Raw genomic sequence first — 20,403 nt, 5'->3', positions numbered from 1 at the left:
TTTTTCCCCTTTTTGTAAAAAAGTTGAAAAATACTTATTGAGTCTTAATACTATCTCATAAAAGCTTCTGCCAAAAAGCTAAAATTATGTATACTTGTTATTAATTAGCTTTAAGTATGCTGGCAAGGGAAGAATTCTTATTAATAATCTATTTCATCGTGGTGATCTTCGTGCTCACAACCTTTGGGATCCTGTTTTTTGTGACTTTTCAAAGGAGAAAGAATAAGATGCTATATGAAAAGTTTGAGGCAGAGAAGCGCTATGAGCAGGAGATAGCACAATCCAGGATCGAGATACAGGAGCAAACACTTAAAAATGTTGGCTGGGAATTACACGATAATATTGGCCAGTTGCTTTCTGTGGCCAATATGCAGCTCAATATGCTTGCCCGCACCACGAAAGACGAGATGCAAACCTCTGTAACAGATATTAAGGAGATCGTGGCAAATTCACTTCAGGAAGTGAGATCGCTCTCAAAATCACTTAATAATGAAGTGGTGGATTATGCAGGGCTGGAAGAATCTGTACGAAATGAACTTACACGCTTTGAAAGATTGAATATTCTTGCAACTTCCATTGAAACTACCGGGGAAGCATATTTTATACCTTCCAAGGATGCCATTATTATCTTCAGGATATTACAGGAGTTCTTTTCCAATGCCATAAAACATTCCCGGGCAGATCATTTAAATGTGAAATTTGATTACACTCCTGCCGAGGTACTAATTGTGGTTAATGATAACGGGGTTGGATTTGATGTGCAGGAAGCTCAGAAAAGTTCAGGTCTTATCAATATGGAAAGCCGGGCGAAGCTTATAGGGGCACAGTTTGAGTTAAAATCTTCTCCAGAGGCAGGAACTTCCTTATCTTTACGATACCAACCAAAGCCAGATTAAAAAATGAGTAAGACCATCATTATAGTTGATGACCATACGTTATTTGCCAAATCCCTGGTTGGTCTCATTAATTCCTTTGACGATTTTGAAGTTGTGGAGGTTATGAAGAACGGGCAGGAACTTGTAAACCATTTTAAGGATAAAAAACCAGCACCTGAAATTATTCTTTTGGATATAAGAATGCCTGTTATGAATGGCATTGAAACCATGGCCTGGCTTAAAGATCATTGTCCCGACCAAAAGGTCCTGGCCCTGACAATGGAACACGATGAGGAAACAATAATAAAAATGATAAGGCTTGGATGCCGCGGTTACCTTCTCAAGGATATAGATCCAGATGAATTTCTTCATGCTCTTACCACTGTTTATAAGGAGGGCTACTATAATAATGAAGAAACCAGGGAGGCTATGTCCCACCAAATGAGGCATAAGAATATCGAGGAGCTTTCTCCGCGGGAAAAGGAATTCCTTCACCTTGCCTGCAGTGAACGCACCTATAAAGAGGTGGCAGAGGTGATGCACCTCAGCCCAAAGACCATAGATGGTTATCGGGAAAACCTTTTTAATAAACTGGAGGTGAAAAGCAGGGTTGGCCTGGTTTTATTTGCAGTGAAGAATAGAATGGTCACCCTCTAAGAAACTTGATTTTCCTCTCCTCATTACTAAACCATTGAATAAAATTTGGTCCTCATAAAAGGATTCAGGGGCATAGGCCTGTTGCGGGCTTTAACTTATTTTAACCCTATTCCCTTTAAATTAATGCTTTAACACAGTATCTTCGCTAACTAAAATTTAATGAATAAGTGATAGATTCAGCTAAAATAGAATTAAGGAATTTAAGGTTAAAAGATTATCAGGAACTCAAGATCTCTATGATCAAAAGCTATAAAACAATGGCCGATGAGTATTGGAGCAAAGCCGAGATCAAGACTTTAATCAACAAGTTTCCCGATGGACAATTCTGTATTGAAATTGACGGTAAAATTGCCGGCTGTGCTTTATCTATCATTGTAGACTATGATAAATTTGATGCAAATCACAAGTATGAGGATATAATTGGAGGAGAAAATTTCTCAACCCATACCAAGATTGGAGATGTTCTATATGGAATAGATGTTTTCATTCACCCGGATTATCGTGGAATGCGTCTTGGAAGGAGATTATATGAGGCTCGTAAGGAACTGTGTGAGCAATTGAATTTAAAATCCATAATCTTTGGTGGCCGTATTCCAAACTACGCACAATATGCCGAGGAGCTTACGCCTAAAAAATATATAGAGAAGGTTAAGCTTAAGGAGATCCATGATCCTGTACTTTCTTTCCAACTATCCAATGATTTTCACGTAAAGAAAGTTATAAAGGGATACTTGCCCGGGGATGATGACAGCCTTGAGTATGCTACTCTTATGGAGTGGAATAATATTTATTACACAAAGGAAAAAAAGCTCATTGACACCAAGAAAACAGTTGTAAGGCTGGGGCTTGTACAATGGCAAATGCGGCTTTTTAAGGATTATGATGCCCTGGTTTCCCAAATTGAATTTTTTGTTGATGCCGTAAGTGATTACCAAAGCGATTTTATTCTTTTCCCTGAACTTTTCAATGCCCCGTTGATGGCCCAGTTCAACCATATGAATGAAGCCGAGGCAATTAGAGGGCTTTCTTCTTATACTGAAAGATTACTTGAAACCTTTAGGGAATTTGCGATCAATTATAATATCAATATCATCACCGGTAGTATGCCCCAGGTGCAGGGCGAACATATGCATAATGTGGGTTATTTATGCCGAAGGGATGGTAGTTATGAGAAATATGAAAAGCTACACATTACTCCGGCTGAAGAATCGGCGTGGGGAATGAAGGGAGGTTCTGTCCTGCAGACTTATGATACAGATTGCGGGAAAGTTGGCGTTCTTATATGCTATGATGTTGAATTCCCGGAACTTCCGCGATTACTTGCAGAGGAGGGAATGAACATACTTTTTGTGCCTTTCATGACAGATACTCAAAACGGGTATTCCAGGGTTAAGATCTGTGCTCAATCCAGGGCGGTGGAAAATGAATGTTACGTGGCTATTGCGGGCTCTGTTGGGAATTTACCGAAGGTGAACAACATGGATATCCAGTATGCCCAAAGTGCAGTTTTCACGCCGTCTGATTTTTCTTTTCCCGTCAACGGTATTAAAGCTGAAGCAACACCCAATACGGAGAGTACTTTACTGGTAGATGTGGACCTTGATCTTCTGAAAGAACTTCATGCATTTGGAAGTGTAAGAAACCTCAAGGATCGTAGGAAAGACCTTTATTCCCTGAAGCGGAAGAAATAGTTTCAGAGACATTTCAGATAGAAAGAAATTGTAAGGGAAATCAATCATTTTTTTTATTTACGAGGGGGAATTACTACAAGGAAGGATAGTTCTTTCTTACCAGATTCATTCTCAGGAGATAACAATGTTAAATTTTAAATTTTCTGCGTCAAAACTTTGCAGGAATAATTTTTTATTTACTTTTACAACGTGATTTTAATAGCTCAAATAATAAGGCCCATTTTCCGCCGCCGGATCTTCATCCGCAGGTAGGGATATTCTACTTCCGCAATTCGCCTTAATTTTTATTTGAACTTTTTATCTTGAAACACATTACCCACATATTTAATAAATTATATTTCAGTATTCTTACTGATATATCTCCAATGCGCAGGCATTACCGTCGCACGTAAGTGCGCTACTATTCTATGAACTTAGGTGAGTCCGGTTCTTCTCTCAAAACATAAAATTTCTTTTTTAACCTTAATTTTTCTTAGCTGATGAAAATTGTCATTGCTAACAAAACACACGCAGCTTATGCTGATGTTATTTGCGACACTATTGAAGAATCTGCGAAAGTTCGCGGCACAGGGATCGCACGCCGTACCCCGGAATATATCCTCACCAAAATGGAGAACGGAAACGCGATCATTGCCCTGGAAGGGGAGAAGTTTGCTGGGTTCTGCTACATCGAGGTGTGGAGCCATGAAAAGTTTGTAGCCAATTCCGGTTTGATCGTACATCCCGATTACAGGAACAGAGGCCTGGCAAAAGAGATCAAAAAAGCTGTTTTTGAACATTCCAGGAAAAAATATCCCAACTCTAAAATATTCGGGATCACTACCGGGCTTGCAGTTATGAAAATTAATTATGAGCTGGGTTATCAGCCTGTAACTTTTTCAGAACTTACAGATGATGAAAGCTTCTGGAAAGGATGTCAAACCTGTAAGAATTTCGATATCCTAACCCGTACAGAGCGTAAAATGTGCCTTTGTACAGGAATGTTATATGATCCTGTGAAGAAGGAGAAACCCAGGGAGGAAATAAAACAAAAGCCAAAATTCAATGAAAAGGCTTTTACCAGGTTAAAAGGAATTAAAAATTCACTTTTTTATAAAAAGGAAAAATCAGCTACTGAGAAATAACCTTTTATAAAACAGTAAAAAAATTTAAAATGGAAAAATTAGTAATAGCATACAGTGGTGGGCTGGATACTTCCTACTGCGCCAAATATTTATCTAAGGAACAAGGTTTTGAAGTGCACGCGGTGAGTGTGAACACCGGCGGATTCACAAAAGAAGAGATTCAAAAGATAGGTGATAACGCCAGAAAAATAGGGGCTACTTCCTATAAGAATATCGATGCGGTTTTATCATTTTATAACAAAGTTGTCAAATATTTGATCTTTGGAAATGTCCTCAAAAATAACACTTATCCCCTCTCTGTAAGTGCTGAAAGGATCATCCAGGCAATTGAGATCGTGAATTATGCCAGAGAAATTGGTGCGGGCTATATTGCCCACGGCAGTACCGGAGCAGGGAACGACCAGGTGCGATTTGATATGATCTTCCAGACCCTGGCACCAGAAATCGAGATAATAACCCCCATCAGGGACAAAAAGCTTATAAGGCAGGAGGAGATTGAATATTTGGAGGCAAACGGAGTGGAGATGAATTGGGAGAAGGCGAAATATTCTGTCAATAAAGGGCTTTGGGGTACCAGTGTGGGAGGAGCAGAAACGCTTACTTCAGAAAAACCATTACCCGATGCAGCTTACCCTTCCCAACTTCAGGAAAAGGAACCAAAGCAAATTAGCCTTGGATTCACTAAAGGGGAATTGACAGCTGTGAATGGAGAAGAGCATTCACCCGAAAATAATATTGAGATCCTGGAGGAAATAGCTTGCAAATATGCAATTGGAAGGGATATTCACGTGGGGGATACTATTATTGGGATCAAGGGAAGGGTAGGTTTTGAGGCCGCTGCAGCTTTAATAACTATTAAAGCTCACCATTTGCTGGAAAAGCATACCTTAAGTAAGTGGCAGTTACAGCATAAGGATTATCTGGCCAACTGGTACGGCACCCATCTTCACGAGGGACAATACCTGGACCCTGTGATGAGGGATATGGAAGCCTTTCTGGAAAATTCCCAGGAGCAGGTAACCGGGACTGTTTATGTAAGTCTTCATCCTTTCAGATTTGTACTCGACGGGATTTCTTCCCCCAATGACCTTATGAATACCGGATTTGGAAAATATGGGGAAGAGAATAATGCCTGGACAGCCAGTGATGCCAAAGGATTTATAAAGATCCTTTCCAATGCCGGGAAGATCTATCAACACGTAAAACAAAACCAATGATAAAAGCAGGAATAATCGGCGGGGCAGGCTATACTGCAGGAGAATTGATAAGGATTCTGTTAAGACATCCAGAGGTAGAGCTGAATTTTCTCTACAGCACGTCCCAGGCAGGAAAACCGGTAGCGGGTATCCACCAGGACCTCCTGGGAGAAACAGAGCTAGTTTTTGACAGCGAGGTGAATCCTGATGCAGATGTAGTTTTTCTTTGCCTGGGCCATGGAAATTCGGTTAAGTTTTTAAAGGAAAATAAATTTTCAGAGAAAACCAGGATCATTGATCTAAGTACTGATTATAGAATTTCAGGTTCCCATTCCTTTGTATACGGTCTGCCGGAAGTAAACAGGAAAAAGATCCAGGAGGCCTCGCATATTGCCAATCCCGGTTGTTTTGCCACTGCGATTAGTCTGGCCCTGCTTCCCTTGGCTGCTAATGGGCTTATAAAGGATGAGCTGCACGTTAATGCAGTTACCGGGGCAACAGGAGCAGGTACTTCGCTTTCTGATACCACACATTTTACCTGGAGAGATAATAACTTCTCTGCATACAAGGCTTTTGAACATCAACACCTGGCAGAGATAAAACAGAGTTTCAATCAGCTGCAACCAGATTTTTCAGCTGAACTTAATTTTATCCCTAACAGAGGTAATTTTTCCAGGGGAATCCATGCTACTTCTTACACTGGTTATGGCGCCAGTATTAAAGAAGCAACAAAACTTTATAAAGATTTTTATAAGGATGCGGCTTTCACCTTTGTGGTGGAGGAGGAACTGCATTTAAAACAGGTGGTAAACACCAACAAGTGTTTGTTAAGATTGCAGAAGTTCAATAATAAATTATTGATCACCAGTACCCTCGATAACCTCCTGAAAGGTGCTTCGGGACAGGCAGTGCAAAATATGAATCTTATGTTTGGGCTGGAGGAGGATATGGGCTTAAAACTTAAGGCCAGTTATTTTTAACAATAGACAAGTTCGGAGTTTTGATTGCAAACTATATTTAAAGGAACAAGCTAAAAAACCAAAGATGAAAATAGCAATAATAGGAACCGGAAATTTGGGACAATCCATAGCAAAAGGCCTGGTAACAAGCAACTCCTTTACTTCCCTGTATCTCACCAGGCGTAAAACAGCAGAAATTGAATCTTTTAAAGATAATCCTAATATAAGAGTAACCGCTAACAACATTGCAGCAGTTAATGGATCTGAGATCCTGATACTGGCGGTGCAGCCTACCCAACTGGAGAATATCCTGGAGGAAATAAAACCTCACCTCACAGCAAAACACGTGATAATCTCTACGGTAACCGGATTTTCCATTGACAGGATACAGGCTATTGTGGGAGAGGATAAATATATCCTAAGGGCGATGCCCAATACCGCAATAGCTGTAGGGAAATCAATGACCTGCCTGTGCAGCAATACAAATGGGCAGAACCAAATTCCAGTTGCTGAAGCTATTTTTAAAAAGCTGGGCAGCACGATCATAATCCCTGAAAACAAAATGCAGGCAGCCACAGTGATATGCGCCAGTGGGATCGCCTTTTGGATGCGTCTTATACGCGCCACCACCCAGGGGGCCATACAACTCGGGTTCGATGCAAAGGATGCACACGAGCTTTCTATGCAAACCTGCCTGGGAGCGGCAAGTTTGCTTTTAGATTCAGGAAAACATCCCGAGGAGGAAATAGATAAGGTTACCACGCCTATGGGGTGCACCATAGAAGGACTTAATGAAATGGAGCACAATGGCCTAAGCTCTTCCCTTATCAAGGGAATCAAGGCATCTTTTAACAAAATTAATACAATCACCAATACCTAATTATGGAGCTATTTGACGTATATCCATTGTATGATATCACCCCCGTAAAAGGAGAGGGGCCGTATGTTTACGATGCAGAAGGAAAGAAATACCTGGATCTCTATGGAGGTCATGCAGTAATATCTATTGGGCATTCCCATCCTCTTTATATAGATGGCCTCCGCAATCAGGCTGGAAAACTTGGATTTTACTCCAATTCAGTTAAAAATCCGCTGCAGGAAGAGCTGGCTCAAAAGCTGGAAGAAGTTTCCGGGTGCCTGGATTATCAATTATTCCTGTGTAACAGTGGCGCAGAGGCCAATGAAAATGCCCTGAAACTTGCTTCCTTTCATACCGGTAAAAGCAGGGTGCTTTATTTTGAAAAAGCATTTCATGGAAGAACATCCGGGGTGGTGGCGGTGACAGATAATGAATCAATAAAAGCCCCGTTTAATAAAGGGCACCAGGTTACCAAACTTGCTTTTGATGATCTTGCAGGGTTGGAAGAAGAACTGAAAAAAGAAGATGTCGCAGCAGTGATCCTGGAAGTGATACAGGGCGTGGGAGGCCTTGATGAAGCTTCTAGCCAGTTTTATAAGTCGGCTTCAAAATTATGTAAGAAATACGCTGCGGTTTTTATAGCAGATGAGGTACAATCGGGCTATGGAAGGACCGGGAATTTCTTTGCCTTTCAGAAGCACGGAATAAGACCCGATATAATTTCCATAGCGAAAGGAATGGGGAATGGCTTCCCAGTAGGTGGGATCCTCATTGATAAAAATATTGAGGCGAAACACGGACTGTTGGGTACCACCTTTGGCGGGAATCACCTTTCCTGTGCTGCAGGACTTGCCGTGCTGGAGGTAATGGAAAAGGAGCAATTAATGGGCAATGCCGGTTCCATTTTTAATTATGTGCAGGATAAAGTTTCCAGGATCAAAGAAATAAAAAATCTGAAAGGACGCGGATTGATGTTGGGACTGGAATTTGACTTTGAAGTAGCAGGTCTTCGAAAGGATTTGTTATTTAAACATCACATCTTCACCGGTGCTGCCTCCAACAAAAAATTACTCCGGATCCTGCCACCGCTGAATATTAAAAAAGAACATTTTGACAACTTTTTTGAGGCATTGGAGGTTGAACTGGAAAAATTGGTTCATTCAGAAAGAGGATGAACTGTTCAAATTAAGGAATCACTAAAAAAGGAAAAATGAAGAATTACATAAATATATCAGATATTGAAGACCTTCAGGAAATAATAACCGAGGCCCTTCAGCTAAAAAAAGAAAATTCTGCAGCCGGAACCGGGAAAGGTAAAACTTTGGGGTTACTTTTCTTTAATCCCAGTTTACGAACCCGGCTTAGTACAGAGAAGGCTGCGAAATTACTTGGAATGGAGGTGATGATAATGAATGCCGATAAAGACGGCTGGGCCCTGGAATTTGAGGACGGGGCTGTGATGGATTCCAATAAAGCTGAACACATAAAAGAGGCTGCTGCGGTTCTTTCCCAATATTGTGATATTATTGGTGTGCGGGCTTTTCCCGGTCTGCAGGACAGGGAAAAGGATGAGCAGGATGTGGTGATCAATAGCTTCTTAAAATATGCTGAAGTACCGGTAATAAACCTGGAAAGCGCTACAGGGCATCCCCTGCAGGCCCTTACAGATGCTATAACCGTAACCGAATTAAAGAAGATAAAAAGACCAAAGGTGGTTTTAACCTGGGCTCCACATCCAAGAGCACTCCCGCAATCTGTTCCCAATTCTTTTGTGGAGGTAATGCAAAAAATGGAAGTTGATCTTGTGATCACAAATCCCGAAGGTTATGACCTTGCTCCTGAGATTACCGGCAAAACTCCTGTAATCCATAAACAGGAGGAAGCCCTCAAAAATGCCGATTTCGTTTATGTGAAGAACTGGAGCAGCTATGAGAAATACGGGCAGATACTTAGTAAGGACAACTCCTGGACCTTTAATAACGAAAAACTGGAAAGGACTAATAATGCGAAGGTGATGCATTGCCTCCCGGTAAGAAGGAATGTGGTCATAGCAGATGAGGTTCTCGACGGCCCAAATTCTATCGTGATCCAACAGGCAGGCAACAGGACCTTTGCGGCACAGGTGGTTTTGAAGAAGTTGCTTGAGAAGTAGAGGGTTGAAAAGAATCAAGAGCCAAGAGACAAGAAACAAGACAAAATAAAAAAGAATCCGGAATCTAGTCTGGAAACTAGACAACATAAAAATGATTAAATTCCGTGAAACTCTTTTTTAAAACTCCCTTTAAACTCTGTGTTTAAGCAGAATATTAGCCTCGAAGAAATTAAGATCAATCTTGCCAACTACCAAACAATTAACGACAAACGGTAAACAGCAAACGCTTAACCCACTAAACGACTAAAGAATAACACCATGTTGAAAATTGTAAAAATAGGAGGGAAGCTCATTGAGGATGAGGATAAATTCCAAAGCTTTTTAACTGATTTCGCAGCTTTGAAAGGGCCGCGGATCCTGGTGCATGGAGGCGGGAATTTCGCGACAGATATGGCTCAAAAACTGGGATATCCCATTCAAATGATAGACGGCCGCAGGATCACAGATGAAAACACGTTGAGAATTATAATTATGACCTATGGCGGACTCATCAATAAGAATATCGTAGCAAAATTACAGGCAAAGGGTAATAACGCGATTGGACTTTGCGGGGCAGACGGGCAGAGTATTATTTCCAAAAGAAGGGTGGTTAAGGATATTGACTTTGGTTTTGTGGGAGACATTGAAGAGATCAATACCGGCTTCATCGCTTCGCTGCTGGAGCAGAATATTGTTCCTGTATTTTCGGCGATTTCCAGTACCAGGGAAGGGGAACTGCTTAATACCAACGGAGACTCTGTAGCTGCTGAAATTGCCAAAGCTATGAGCCTTCACTATGACACTTCCCTTTATTACTGTTTTGAGAAAAAAGGAGTGCTCGCCAATGCTCAGGATGACGGGTCGGTTATAGAAGAAATGGACAGGAAGAAATACGAGGAATTACTGGAAAAAAAAGTGATAACTGAAGGAATATTGCCAAAGCTCCACAATTGTTTCCAGGCCCTGGAACAGGGAGTTTCTAAAATCTTCCTGGGAGATTTTCAATTACTGCAGCCCGGGGTTAAGCATACAAAAATTACAAACTAATGGAATTGCACCAACTTCAAAAGGAAGCTATTGAACTGCTTAAAAAGCTCATTGAGACCCCTTCATTTTCGAGGGAGGAGGAACACACCGCTGTTTTACTGGAAAACTGGTTAAGAAATCATCAAATCCCTTTTGAAAGGCACCTGAACAATATTTGGGTGGTGAATAAGTATTTTGATGAATCCAAACCTACGCTCCTGCTCAATTCTCACCATGATACCGTGAAACCGAATTCCGCTTATACAAATGATCCCTTTGAAGCCATGGTTGAGGAGGGGAAATTATTTGGCCTTGGAAGTAATGATGCCGGCGGTTGCCTGGTGTCCCTGTTGGCCACCTTTACTTATTTTTATGAAGCCGAAGGTCTTGAATACAATCTTCTGTTCGCAGGAACGGCAGAAGAGGAGATCAACGGGGCCAACGGAATTGCCTGTCTGCTCCCAAAGATCCCGAAGATCGATGTCGCGATAGTAGGTGAGCCTACATTAATGAAACTTGCCATTGCTGAAAAAGGCCTGATTGTATTTGATGCAGTTGTCAGGGGAACGCCGTCTCACGCCGCTCATCCCAATGATGATAATGCGATCTATAAGACTGCCAAAGTATTAGAATGGTTTGAAAATTTCAGTTTTGATAAAACATCAGAGGTCCTGGGGCCTGTAAAACTTACTGTAACACAAATTCAGGCCGGTTCACAGCATAATGTAGTTCCTGCCAACGTAGATTTGGTTATCGACGTTCGCGTAAATGACCGATACTCCAATGCCGAAATCGAGAAGATCCTGCAGGAAAAGGCTCCTGTAGATGAGATCAAAGCCCGCTCCCTTCGCCTCAATTCCTCATCAATAGCACAGGACCATCCGCTGGTGGAGGCAGGGGTTGCCCTGGGAATGGAAACCTATGGGTCTCCAACGCTTTCAGATCAGGCGATGTTAAGCTGTCCATCTTTAAAACTGGGACCGGGAGATTCTACCAGGTCACATTCTGCCAACGAATTTATCTATATTAAGGAAATAGAAGAGGGAATTGCCGGGTATATAAAATTGCTTGAAAAAGCCCTTCAGAAACAAAAATAAATGCTGCACATATGAAACTCTGGGATAAAGGAATATCGATCGATAAAAAAATAGAAAAATTCACCGTTGGAAATGATCGGGAACTGGATATGTTCCTGGCAAAATATGACCTGCTGGCTTCTAAAGCCCACGCTAAAATGCTTGGGAAAGTCGGCATCCTCTCTGCGGTAGAAGTAGATGATATGCTCAGGGAACTAGAAAAACTGGAGACGCAATTAGAGAAAGGAACATTTGTTATTGAGGAAGATTTTGAAGATGTACACTCCAAGATAGAATATGAACTTACGAAAGCACTGGGAGATACGGGGAAGAAGATACATACAGCGCGCTCAAGGAACGATCAGGTTTTGGTGGCAATGCAGCTTTACTTTAAGGAGAACCTGCAGGACATTTACGGAAAAACCGATACTCTCATCGATGTCCTGCTGGAACTCGCCGGGGAACACCGGGAAAAAGTACTGCCGGGCTATACTCATTTACAGGTGGCAATGCCCTCATCTTTCGGGTTATGGTTTTCGGCCTATGCTGAATTACTTATTGACGATCTATACCTGCTCAATGCCGGGCTACAGATCGTGGATCAAAATCCGTTGGGATCTGCCGCGGGATATGGTTCTTCCTTTCCTATCGACCGGGAATTTACCACTGCTGAACTTGGGTTTTCTACCTTAAAATATAATGTTGTCGCGGCGCAAATGAGCCGGGGAAAATGTGAGCGAACGGTGACTTCCAACATAGGATCCCTTGCCAATACCCTTTCCAGGTTCGCGATGGATATTTGCCTGTATATGAGTCAGAACTTTGACTTTATAAGTTTTCCCGATGAGCTTACTACAGGTTCCAGTATTATGCCCCACAAGAAAAACCCTGATGTTTTTGAACTTATTCGGGGGAAATGTAACAAGCTGCAGGCAATAGCCAATGAAATGGTGCTTATCACCAATAACCTGCCCAGCGGTTATCACAGGGACTTTCAGCTTATTAAGGAAAACAGCATTTACGCGGTTGAAAATATCAAGGAGATCCTGGATATCTTCATCCATTCCATTAAATTGATCGAGGTAAAAGAGGTAGATCTAAAGGATGAGAAATATAAATACCTGTTCACGGTAGACAGCATCAATGACCTTGTGATGCAGGGAAGCTCTTTCAGGGAAGCTTATAAGGAAATAGGGGAGCAGGTGCAGGCAGGCAGGTATGAACCGGGAACATCAATAGAACATACGCATACCGGGAGTAAAGATAACCTCGCCCTGGAGAAGATAAGAGAGAAAAAGGATTCCGCAGGGAAATCCTAATAATTTTATTTTCAGATCATTAAAAAAAGCCGTTCCCGTAACGGTTTTTTTTATGTGCAGGATTTGAAGCTGACGTATAAATTTTATAGGTTTTCTGAAACTTCTCTGTTTGGGGGATATACTGTGCGTTAAAACCGATTCATTTTTGTTCAGATTCTAGATTCCAGCAGCGCAGCGGTCCAGACTCTTTTTTATTCTCTGCTTCTGTGCAATTTCAGCGATCGTAATACCTTTAGGTTTAACTGTTTGATTTACAATAGATTAAGGTTTAGTCGGGAAGTTTGAGGATAATCTATGCTGCTTCTGCCGCGAGAGGTACAAATCTCAGCAGGTTAATTTAGAAAAAAATTAAAGAGAAGGTACCCAAGGATGTATAACAAATATAGTAAGCTCATAACCCAAAGCGATTCCCAACCCGCTTCCCAGGCAATGTTACACGCCATTGGACTCACAAAGGAAGACTTTAAGAAGCCTTTTATTGGAATTGCAAGTACGGGTTATGAAGGCAATCCCTGTAATATGCACCTTAACGACCTGGCAAAGCTGGTGAAGGAAGGCTGCAACAGCAATGAACTTGTAGGCCTCATTTTTAATACGATTGGGGTAAGTGACGGGATCTCCATGGGCACACCCGGGATGAGATACTCCCTCCCGTCGAGGGATATAATTGCAGATTCTATTGAAACTGTGATCCACGCAATGTCCTACGACGGATTGGTTACGGTAGTGGGCTGTGATAAGAATATGCCCGGAGCTCTTATGGCAATGTTGCGTATCAACCGGCCGTCAATCCTGGTATATGGCGGTACTATAGCTTCCGGTTGTCATAAGGGAAAAAAACTGGATGTGGTATCGGTTTTTGAAGCCTGGGGCGCAAAGGTTTCCGGAGGTATAAGTGAGGAAGACTATAACAGTACAATAGAAAAGGCCTGTCCCGGTGCAGGGGCCTGTGGGGGATGTATACCGCCAATACCATGGCTTCAGCTATAGAAGCTCTGGGAATGGCACTGCCTTACAACTCCTCCAACCCGGCAATCGGTGAGGAAAAGCAGGCTGAAAGTATTGAGGCCGGAAAAGCCGTGAGGCTGCTTATCGAGAAAGATATTAAACCCAGGGACATTGTTACCAGGGAAGCTATAGAAAACGCAGTAAAGCTGTTAACAGTGCTTGGAGGTTCCACAAATGCAGTGCTTCATTTTCTGGCTATTGCCAGGGCTGCCGGGGTTGATTTTGACCTTCGGGATTTTGAAAAGATCTGCGAGGCCACTCCTTTCCTGGCCGACCTTAAGCCCAGCGGAAAATATGCGATGGAAGATGTTCATAAGATTGGCGGAATTCCGGCAGTTTTAAAATATATGCTGAAAAATGGAATGCTACACGGGGATTGCCTTACAGTAACAGGAAAGACCCTGGCTGAAAATCTGGCGGAGGTCCCGGATCTGGCTGAAGGTCAGCAGGTGATAAAAACCCTTGAGGAACCAATAAAGAAGTCGGGTCACATAAGGATCCTGTACGGAAATCTGGCTGAAGGTGGTTCTGTAGCCAAGATCACCGGGAAGGAGGGTCTTCATTTTACCGGGAGTGCAAAGGTGTTTAACGGTGAGTATGAAGCAAATGACGGCATTGCAGCGGGGAAAGTTAAAAAAGGAGATGTAGTGGTCATAAGATATGAAGGGCCGAAAGGAGGTCCGGGAATGCCCGAAATGCTCAAGCCTACTTCTGCCATTATGGGGGCGCAGCTGGGAAAGGATGTAGCCCTGATTACAGATGGGAGATTTTCCGGGGGAACCCATGGGTTTGTCGTGGGACATATCACTCCCGAAGCTCAGGAAGGAGGTCTTCTGGCCTTACTCGAAGACGGAGATACCATCACAATAGATGCTGAAAAAAATACGATCTCAGTGGCTCTGGAAGACACTGAGATTGAAGAGCGAAAAACCAAATGGACGGCTCCCGCTCTCAAATTTGAGAGGGGCGTTCTTTACAAATATGCAAAAACTGTCTCTTCAGCCTCCCGGGGTTGTGTGACCGATGAATTTTAAAAACAGAGGAATATGAAAGTGAAAACTGCAGATTTTGGACAGGTTTCCGTAACTGAAACTATGACGGTTTCGGGGGCTGAGGCTATTATAAAATGTTTGCTGGAAGAAGGTGTGGATACTGTTTACGGTTATCCAGGAGGAGCCATTATGCCGGTGTACGATGAATTATTTAAATATCAGGATAAACTCCGTCATATCCTCACCCGGCACGAGCAGGGAGCAGCCCATGCCGCCCAGGGGTATGCAAGGGTTTCCGGGAAGGTAGGAGTGGCTATTGCTACTTCCGGTCCGGGAGCGACCAATCTTTTAACCGGGATTGCAGATGCTCACCTGGATTCTACCCCTGTGGTTTTCATTACAGGACAGGTAGGTTCACATTTGTTGGGAAGCGATGCTTTTCAGGAAATAGATATTGTGGGTATTTCAACCCCGGTAACTAAGTGGAACACCCAGATCACAAAGGCCGAGGATATTCCAGAGGTACTTGCAAAGGCCTTTTTCATTGCCAGGAGTGGCCGTCCCGGTCCGGTATTGATCGATATTACCAAAGATGCGCAATTTGCCTCGCTTGAATTCAGCTATAAAAAGTGCAGGGCTATAAGGAGTTATACTCCTGTGCCAGAGATCAACCTTCTGCAGGTGGAACGTGCGGCTGAGGCAATTAATAATGCAAAAAAACCGATGATCGTTTTCGGCCAGGGGGTGATCCTTGGAGGTGCAGAGGCGCTACTGAAGGAGGTAGTGGAAAAAGCGGGGATCCCGGCAGCATGGACCATCCTGGGGCTATCGGCACTGGACAGTGACCATCCTTTAAATGTAGGAATGGTGGGAATGCACGGGAATTACGCTCCCAATATGCTCACAAATGAATGTGATGTATTGATAGCTATAGGAATGCGTTTTGATGATCGGGTAACGGGAAATATTAACACCTATGCAAAACAGGCAAAAATCTTACACTTTGAAATAGACCCTGCCGAGATCAATAAAAATGTTACTGCCGATATCCCTGTTCTGGGCAACGTGAACCAAACCCTTAAGCTGTTACTGGAATTCCTGAAACCCAACAGTCACGATGGGTGGCATAAGAAATTCAAGGAATTATATGAGATCGAATATACCCGCATTATTAAAAATGACCTTACCGCTCTAAAAGGAGAGGTGAAGATGGCAGAGGTGATTGATGAGATAAATACCTGCTCAGGTGGGAATGCAATAATAGTATCAGATGTTGGCCAGCATCAAATGGTGGCCTGTCGCTATGCAAAATTTAAGAGCAGCAGGAGTAATGTCACTTCCGGCGGACTGGGAACCATGGGGTTTGCCCTGCCGGCGGCGATAGGGGCCAAAATGGGCTGCCCGGGTCGTGATGTAGTCGCAGTTATTGGAGATGGTGGCTTCCAGATGAACGTACAGGAATTGGGAACTATCTTTCAAACCGGGATCCCGGTGAAGATCGTGATCCTCAACAATAGCTTTTTGGGAATGGTTAGGCAATGGCAGCAAATGTTCTTTGAGAAGCGATACGCTTCAACAGAGATGGTCAACCCCGATTTTGTGAGCATTGCTGAAGGTTACCATATCAAAGCCAGGAAAGTTACAAAGAGAAGTGAACTGCAGGAAGCTGTGAAGGAAATGATGGAATCTAAGGAAGCCTACTTCCTGGAGGTAAAAGTGGAGCAGGAAGAGAATGTGTTCCCAATGATCCCTACAGGAGCATCGGTTTCAGAAATAAGACTGGAATAATGGAAAAGCAAAATTTTACAGTCTCTGTTTATACAGAGAACAATATAGGCCTGTTGAGCAGGATCGCAGCGATCTTTTTGAAAAGGCATATTAATATTGAAAGTATCACTGCCTCCAAAAGTGAGGTGAATGAAGTGATGAGGTTCATAATTGTTGTGGAAGTAACCGAAGAGCAGGTGAGGAAGATCGTGGGCCAGATAGAGAAACAAATTGAGGTTATCAAAGCATTTTATCATACAGATGAGGAGCTTATATACCAGGAGACAGCGCTTTATAAAGTAAGGTCTTCAGATTTTGTAGATGACTTTAATATCCAGGATTTTATCAAGGAGACGAATGCAAGAATAGTAACAGTTACCCCGGACTTTTTTGTTATAGAAAAGACCGGTAAGCGAAGGGAAACAGAAGGCCTGTATGAAAAACTGAAACCTTACGGACTTATGCAGTTCGTACGATCTGGAACAATAGCGGTTTCCAAAAAGGAGATGCCAATTTCGGAAATATTGGAAAAATTTAATACATCAAATATAGCATCATGAGTAACTATTTTAACAGCCTTACATTAAGAGAACAACTGGCACAGCTGGGAACTTGCCGGTTAATGGCAAGTGAGGAATTTAGCGAAGAAACAGCAGCTTTAACAGGTAAGAAAATAGTCATTGTAGGCTGCGGGGCCCAGGGTCTTAACCAGGGACTGAATATGAGGGACAGCGGTCTGGATATTTCCTATGCCTTAAGGGAAGGAGCAATCAAAGAAAAAAGACAGTCCTGGAAAAATGCTACCGATAATAATTTCCAGGTTGGAACCTATGAGGAGCTAATTCCCGACGCTGATTTGGTAATCAATCTTACCCCGGATAAGCAACATACTGGTGTAATAAAGGCCATACAACCATACATTAAGAAGAATGCGGTGCTTTCCTATTCCCACGGGTTTAATATCGTGGAGGAGGGGATGCAAATACGCCCGGATATCACTGTTATTATGGTGGCGCCAAAATGCCCCGGAACAGAAGTGCGGGAGGAATATAAACGCGGTTTTGGGGTACCTACCCTTATCGCGGTGCATCCGGAGAATGATCCCAATGGAATTGGGCTGGAATGGGCGAAGGCTTATGCTTATGCCACCGGCGGGCACAAGGCAGGAGTCCTGGAATCCTCTTTTGTAGCTGAAGTGAAATCGGACCTTATGGGAGAGCAGACAATCCTGTGCGGAGTGTTACAAACCGGATCAATTTTGAGCTTTGATAAAATGGTTGCTGAAGGGGTGGAACCTTCTTATGCAGCTAAACTTATTCAGTATGGATGGGAAACTATTACCGAGGCCCTGAAGCATGGTGGGATCACCAATATGATGGACCGGCTTTCCAACCCTTCCAAGGTAAGGGCCAACAGGATTTCAGAAGAATTAAAGGAGATCCTGCGGCCACTTTTCCAGAAGCATATGGATGATATTATTTCAGGCGCATTCAGTGCCCGTATGATGGAGGATTGGGAAAATGATGATAAGGAGTTGTTGGAATGGCGAGCAGCTACAGAGAATACGGCTTTCGAAAAAACCGAAGCAACTTCAGAAAAAATAACCGAACAGGAGTATTTTGATAAAGGGGTGCTGCTGGTGGCTTTTGTGAAATCCGGCGTGGAACTGGCTTTTGAGACCATGGTAGAGGCGGGGATCATAGAGGAATCTGCCTATTATGAGTCACTACACGAAGCACCACTTATTGCCAACACCATTGCCAGGAAGAAATTATACGAGATGAACAGGATCATTTCAGATACTGCAGAGTATGGCTGTTACCTGTTTGATCACTCCTGTAAGCCGCTTATCAAGGATTATGTGAACAGCCTGGAGCCGGAGGTAATCGGTAGGTCCTATAGCAGCAGTAATGGCGGCACCGATAATCAGGAACTTATTTGGGTGAATGAAGCTATAAGGAAACACCCGGTGGAAATTGTTGGCGCTTCTCTTAGAAAGGCTATGACAGCTATGAAAAAAATCGCAGCCTGATGGAAACTACCGAAACCGAAACCCGGACATATACACCACAATTAGAGGCGGTAAAGGAAGCCGCAAGACGAATCTCAAAAGTTTCGGTTTTGACGCCCCTAAGCCACTCCCTTACCTATAGCAGGAAATATGAGGCAAATGTATCGCTTAAAAGGGAAGACCTGCAACAGGTGCGCTCTTATAAGATACGAGGAGCTTACAACAAGATCGCCAGCCTTTCAAAGTCACAGTTGGAGAAAGGGGTAATTTGTGCCAGTGCCGGAAATCACGCCCAGGGTTTTGCTTTTGCCTGTAATAATTTTGGAGTGAAGGGGACGGTTTTCATGCCTGAAACCACTCCGCGGCAAAAGGTGGAACAAACTAAAATGTTTGGGGGTGAATGGATAACCGTAGTCTTAAAAGGAGATTCCTTTGATGATTCTTATAAGGAGGCGGTAAAAATTGGAAGGGAAGAATCCAAAGTGTTTATCCATCCTTTTGACGATGAAAAAGTAATTGAAGGCCAGGCTACTATGGGCCTTGAGATCCTGGAGCAGGCAGATGCGCCTGTAGATTATGTTTTTGCACCTTTAGGAGGAGGCGGCCTGCTTGCAGGTTTGTCTTCCATGTTCAGGCAATTATCTCCCAACACACGTATAATAGGGGTGGAGCCGGAAGGGGCGGCTTCTATGACCTATTCTCTTAGTGAAGGCCGGGTTACAGAGTTGCAGGAGATAGAAAGGTTTGTGGATGGCGCTGCAGTACAAAAAGTAGGCTTTCGCAATTTCGATCTTTGCAGGCAAAACCTGGATGCGGTGGTAACTATTCCTGAAGGGAAAATATGCCAGACCATCCTGGACCTTTATAATCACGACGCAATCGTGGCAGAACCCGCCGGAGCCATGGCACTCTCTGCTCTTGATCTTTATGCTGAAGAGATCAAAGGAAAAAATGTGGTTTGCATCCTTAGCGGAGGGAACAACGACATAACCCGCACAGCTGAAATAAAAGAACGGGCATTATTATATTCAGGCCTTAAGCATTATTTCATCGTGCGCTTCCCCCAAAGGGCAGGAGCCTTGAAGCAATTTGTAGCTTCGGTCCTGGGGCCGGGGGATGATATTACGCATTTTGAGTATTCAAAGAAACACCACAGGCAGAATGGCCCTGCAGTGGTAGGCATAGAATTAAATGATCCCGCCGACTTTGAGCCCCTGGTGCAAAGAATGAAAGAACAAAATTTCTATGGGCAGTACTTGAATGATAATCCGGATCTTTTTCAGTTTCTCGTATAGCCCCCCAGCCCCCAAAGGGGGAGCAAAGAAAAAGACCGCTGCGCTGCTGGAATATAGATGTTAGACTGCTTCGTTTTCTCTCCTCTCTAACTTTTTGTCTTGTCTCTTGATTCTTGTCTCTTGATTCTTTTTTCGCCACGAATGCACGAATATTTTTATATAATTCTTGACGGTGGAAATGTCTCCCCCACGTCATCCTGAACTTGTTTCAGGATCTAATGGGCTTTGGTGTAGCCCTTCTCACGAATCCCTCGCCTTGAATCCCGACCTTCCCTTAAGGCAAACCCGTCTATCGTAACGCGCCTTTTCTCTCTTCTCTCTTTTCTACCCGTCTTGTCTCTTGATTCTTTTTCCCGCCACGAATGCACGAATATTTTTTTATCCTTTTCTCGAAGACAGCACTCCGTTTCCTTGTCC

16 protein-coding genes and 1 pseudogene are annotated in these 20,403 nt (G+C 43.1%); all 17 read left to right on the top strand.

The features are described from left to right. Positions 1–116: 116 nt before the first annotated feature. The 17 genes and pseudogenes from FHG64_RS04445 (at position 117) to ilvA (ending at position 19,986) form a co-directional block, all read left to right on the top strand. Positions 117–896 (top strand): sensor histidine kinase, encoded by a 780-nt coding sequence (locus FHG64_RS04445; protein WP_139065289.1) that lies wholly within the window; start codon positions 117–119, stop codon positions 894–896. A 3-nt stretch (positions 897–899) separates the two neighbouring features. Then, complete coding sequence (locus FHG64_RS04440) at positions 900–1,532, top strand: response regulator transcription factor (protein WP_139065288.1); 633 nt, start codon at positions 900–902, stop codon at positions 1,530–1,532. 167 nt (positions 1,533–1,699) lie between these two features. Continuing rightward, positions 1,700–3,223 (top strand): bifunctional GNAT family N-acetyltransferase/carbon-nitrogen hydrolase family protein, encoded by a 1,524-nt coding sequence (locus FHG64_RS04435; RefSeq protein WP_139065287.1) that lies wholly within the window; start codon positions 1,700–1,702, stop codon positions 3,221–3,223. Between the two features lie 479 nt (positions 3,224–3,702). Further along, on the top strand, positions 3,703–4,347 hold the full coding sequence (locus tag FHG64_RS04430) for a GNAT family N-acetyltransferase (RefSeq protein ID WP_139065286.1): 645 nt from the start codon (positions 3,703–3,705) through the stop codon (positions 4,345–4,347). 29 nt (positions 4,348–4,376) lie between these two features. Beyond that, positions 4,377–5,564, top strand: coding sequence for an argininosuccinate synthase (locus FHG64_RS04425; protein WP_139065285.1), 1,188 nt, complete (start codon positions 4,377–4,379; stop codon positions 5,562–5,564). After that, positions 5,561–6,523, top strand: coding sequence for an N-acetyl-gamma-glutamyl-phosphate reductase (gene argC, locus FHG64_RS04420; RefSeq protein WP_139065284.1), 963 nt, complete (start codon positions 5,561–5,563; stop codon positions 6,521–6,523). Before FHG64_RS04425 ends, argC begins: the two co-directional genes overlap by 4 nt. Positions 6,524–6,587: 64 nt before the next feature. Then, positions 6,588–7,382, top strand: coding sequence for a pyrroline-5-carboxylate reductase (gene proC / locus FHG64_RS04415; protein ID WP_139065283.1), 795 nt, complete (start codon positions 6,588–6,590; stop codon positions 7,380–7,382). 2 nt (positions 7,383–7,384) lie between these two features. Beyond that, positions 7,385–8,536 (top strand): aspartate aminotransferase family protein, encoded by a 1,152-nt coding sequence (locus FHG64_RS04410; RefSeq protein WP_139065282.1) that lies wholly within the window; start codon positions 7,385–7,387, stop codon positions 8,534–8,536. 35 nt (positions 8,537–8,571) lie between these two features. Beyond that, positions 8,572–9,513, top strand: a complete 942-nt coding sequence (locus FHG64_RS04405) for an N-acetylornithine carbamoyltransferase (RefSeq protein ID WP_139065281.1) — start codon at positions 8,572–8,574, stop codon at positions 9,511–9,513. Between the two features lie 258 nt (positions 9,514–9,771). Beyond that, positions 9,772–10,539 (top strand): acetylglutamate kinase, encoded by a 768-nt coding sequence (gene argB / locus FHG64_RS04400; RefSeq protein ID WP_139065280.1) that lies wholly within the window; start codon positions 9,772–9,774, stop codon positions 10,537–10,539. After that, positions 10,539–11,615 (top strand): M20 family metallo-hydrolase, encoded by a 1,077-nt coding sequence (locus FHG64_RS04395; RefSeq protein WP_139065279.1) that lies wholly within the window; start codon positions 10,539–10,541, stop codon positions 11,613–11,615. Before argB ends, FHG64_RS04395 begins: the two co-directional genes overlap by 1 nt. 11 nt (positions 11,616–11,626) lie before the next feature. Further along, the gene (gene argH / locus FHG64_RS04390) at positions 11,627–12,913 is read left to right on the top strand and encodes an argininosuccinate lyase (protein ID WP_139065278.1); all 1,287 of its coding nucleotides are present in this window, start codon (positions 11,627–11,629) and stop codon (positions 12,911–12,913) included. Positions 12,914–13,282: 369 nt separating this feature from the next. Continuing rightward, positions 13,283–14,955, top strand: a pseudogene (gene ilvD / locus FHG64_RS04385) (dihydroxy-acid dehydratase). Positions 14,956–14,967: 12 nt separating this feature from the next. Further along, positions 14,968–16,701, top strand: a complete 1,734-nt coding sequence (ilvB, locus tag FHG64_RS04380) for a biosynthetic-type acetolactate synthase large subunit (protein WP_139065277.1) — start codon at positions 14,968–14,970, stop codon at positions 16,699–16,701. Then, on the top strand, positions 16,701–17,240 hold the full coding sequence (gene ilvN / locus FHG64_RS04375; RefSeq protein ID WP_139065276.1) for an acetolactate synthase small subunit: 540 nt from the start codon (positions 16,701–16,703) through the stop codon (positions 17,238–17,240). Before ilvB ends, ilvN begins: the two co-directional genes overlap by 1 nt. Then, positions 17,237–18,712, top strand: a complete 1,476-nt coding sequence (gene ilvC / locus FHG64_RS04370) for a ketol-acid reductoisomerase (protein ID WP_139065275.1) — start codon at positions 17,237–17,239, stop codon at positions 18,710–18,712. The genes ilvN and ilvC overlap by 4 nt, the downstream gene beginning before the upstream one ends. Then, positions 18,712–19,986 (top strand): threonine ammonia-lyase IlvA, encoded by a 1,275-nt coding sequence (gene ilvA, locus FHG64_RS04365; RefSeq protein ID WP_139065274.1) that lies wholly within the window; start codon positions 18,712–18,714, stop codon positions 19,984–19,986. The genes ilvC and ilvA overlap by 1 nt, the downstream gene beginning before the upstream one ends. Positions 19,987–20,403 lie beyond the last annotated feature (417 nt).

The sequence above is a fragment of the Antarcticibacterium flavum genome (assembly GCF_006159205.1).
Classification (GTDB): Bacteria; Bacteroidota; Bacteroidia; order Flavobacteriales; family Flavobacteriaceae; genus Gillisia; species Gillisia flava.
This window is presented reverse-complemented; position numbering and strand designations above follow the sequence as displayed.